Annotated in this window: 3 protein-coding genes and 1 pseudogene; 3 read left to right on the top strand and 1 reads right to left on the bottom strand. The window is 70.2% G+C overall.

Annotation, left to right across the window (positions count from 1 at the left end; translation table 11 throughout):
• Both dapF and ftsY read left to right on the top strand, forming a co-directional pair.
• Positions 1–575 (top strand): diaminopimelate epimerase (gene dapF, locus GJV64_RS13745; protein ID WP_164157960.1); only part of this gene is annotated, 575 nt, incomplete at its 5' end.
• Entirely contained in the window at positions 572–1,483 is a 912-nt protein-coding gene (gene ftsY / locus GJV64_RS13740) for a signal recognition particle-docking protein FtsY (protein ID WP_164157958.1), read from the top strand. The genes dapF and ftsY, both read left to right, overlap by 4 nt.
• Here the strand turns inward: ftsY and GJV64_RS15510 are convergent, their stop codons facing one another.
• Positions 1,484–1,630: a hypothetical protein gene (locus GJV64_RS15510; RefSeq protein WP_205599643.1), complete on the bottom strand. Its 147-nt coding sequence runs from the start codon at positions 1,628–1,630 to the stop codon at positions 1,484–1,486.
• Between GJV64_RS15510 and GJV64_RS15505 the strand changes: the two are divergent.
• A pseudogene (locus tag GJV64_RS15505) lies at positions 1,629–2,343 on the top strand (hypothetical protein); the annotation flags it as partial. The gene GJV64_RS15510 and the pseudogene GJV64_RS15505 sit on opposite strands and share 2 nt — an antisense overlap.

The raw sequence follows: 2,343 nt of genomic DNA, 5'->3' as shown, positions 1-2,343 counted from the left end.
GCGCGGCGGCGGCCCTGCTGGGCGGGGCGCTGCGCATCGAAACCGCCGGCGGCCTGCTGGCGAGCGAAGCCATGGCCGGCAGCGCTGCCGTGGACATGGGTGTGCCGCGCTGGGACTGGGATGCGGTGCCGCTTGCCTATGCGATGGACACCGCCGCCCTGCCGCTGGCCTGGGAAGGGTTGGAAGCGCCGGCGGCACTGTCGGTCGGCAACCCGCACGTGGTGTTCTTCGTTGCCGATGCCGCTGCGGTCGATCTCGCGCGGCTCGGCCCGCTGATCGAGCATGACACGGTGTTTCCAGAGCGGGTGAATGTCGGCATCGCCCAGGTGGTGGCGCGCGATCACATGATCCTCAGGGTATGGGAACGCGGTGCCGGGGCAACGCTGGCTTGCGGCACCGGCGCCGTGGCGGCCGTGGCCGCCGCCCAGCGGCGCGGGTTGGTGGGAAGCGACGTGCGGGTCACCATGCCCGGCGGCGATCTGGTCGTCACGCGCCGTGATGATGGCCATCTGCTGCTGGCCGGGCCGGCCGTGGTGGCCTACACCGGTGCGGTGGACCTGGAGCGGTATCGATGAGCTGGCTCGGCAAGCTGACACAGGGGCTCGCCAAGTCCACCAAGCGGCTGGCGGACAATATCACCGGCCTGGCGACCGGCACCCTGCCGCTCGACGAGGCGCGGCTCGACGAGATTGAAGAGGCGTTGATCGCTGCCGATCTGGGGCCGGCGGTGGCGGCGCGCATCCGCGACCGGCTGGCAGACCAGAAGTTCGCCAAGGGCATCGACGAAGCGGGCATCCGCATGGTGGTGGCCGAAGAGGTGGAGAAGGTGCTCACCCCGGTGGCGCTGCCGCTGGAGATCCGCCACAAACCGCAAGTCGTGCTGGTGGTGGGTGTCAACGGCAGCGGCAAGACCACCACGATCGCCAAGCTGGCCCGACTGTTCAAGGCCGATGGCCACAAGGTGATGCTGGCCGCCGGGGACACGTTCCGTGCCGCCGCCATCGCCCAGCTGACCATCTGGGCCGAGCGGGTGGGCGTCCCGATCGTGGCTGGCGAACAGGGCGGCGACGCCGCGGGCCTCGCCTATGAGGCGGTAAAGCGCGCCCAGGCCGAAGGCATCGACGTGCTGATCATCGACACCGCCGGCCGCCTGCAGAACAAGGCCGGGCTGATGGACGAGCTGGCCAAGTTGAAGCGGGTGATCGCCAAGCTCGATCCGACCGCGCCGCACGACGTGCTGCTGGTGCTGGATGCGAGCACCGGCCAGAACGCGCTGTCGCAGATCGAGGTGTTTCGCAGCGTGGCCGGCGTTACCGGGCTGGTGATGACCAAGCTCGACGGCTCAGCGCGCGGCGGCATGCTGGTGGCGGCGGCAGAAACCAGCCGGCTCCCGATCCACGCCATCGGCGTTGGCGAAGGCATGGACGATCTGCAGCCCTTCACGCCCGCCGATTTTGCTGCGGCCCTGGTGGGCCGGGACTGATCAGGCCCGCGCTGCGGGCTTGCGGCGCGCCCGCACCGGCGTTGCGACCGCGGTCACCATCTTGAGCGCGCGGGGTGCCGGATCGACCTTGGCCTTGGCATGGCCTGCGCCATTGCCATTCCCGTTGCCATTGGGCTTGCCGTTCATGCTGCTTGTGCCGCTGGCCTTGCCGCTGACCACCGCCTTGATCGTGGGCTTGGGGTCAGATTTCTGCGTGGGCTTGGAAGCCTTCGACACCGACTTGGCGGGTGCCGGCTTGGTGACAGCGGCCTTGGCAGCCGCCGGTTTGCTGGCGACCCGCTTGGTGTCGGCCTTTGCCGCTGCGACGGCGACGGGCTTCGCAGCCGCCTTGGACGCAGGCTTGGGTGCAGTCTTGGGTGCCGGCTTGCCAGCAGCCTTGGCAGCCGGCTTTGCAGCAGTATTGGCGATGGACTTGACTGGAGCCTTCCGGGCCGTTGCTGCAGCCGCCGCGCTGACCCGCTTGGCACTGGCCGAAGGCGCCACGACCTTGGCCGGCGCTGCGCGGGCAACGCTTGCCCCCTTCCCGGCCTTGGCCGCAACCTTGGCTGCAGCAGCCTTGGCAGCAACAGCCTTGGCCGCAACCTTTGCCGGCACCTTGCTGGGGGCAGCGGCCTTGGCGGGTGCGTTCCGGGTGATGGAGATCACCTTCCCGGCGCTGGCCTTGGCAGCAGCCTTGGCGGGCGTCTTGGCAGGGCTGGCGGCCTTGGGTGGCGCCGCGGCCTTTGACGGCGCTGCACGGACCACGGCTGTCGGATTGCCCGGCTTGGCCTTGGGAGCGGTCTTGGCGGGCCCGGCGGCCTTGACGGGCGGCACCGGCTTCGCCGCCGTCCTGGCAGGCG

It is taken from the genome of Sandarakinorhabdus rubra (assembly GCF_010994245.1).
Lineage (GTDB): Bacteria > Pseudomonadota > Alphaproteobacteria > Sphingomonadales > Sphingomonadaceae > Sandarakinorhabdus > Sandarakinorhabdus rubra.
The sequence above is the reverse complement of the archived record's forward strand: the minus strand, read 5'-3'. Positions and strand labels throughout refer to the sequence as shown.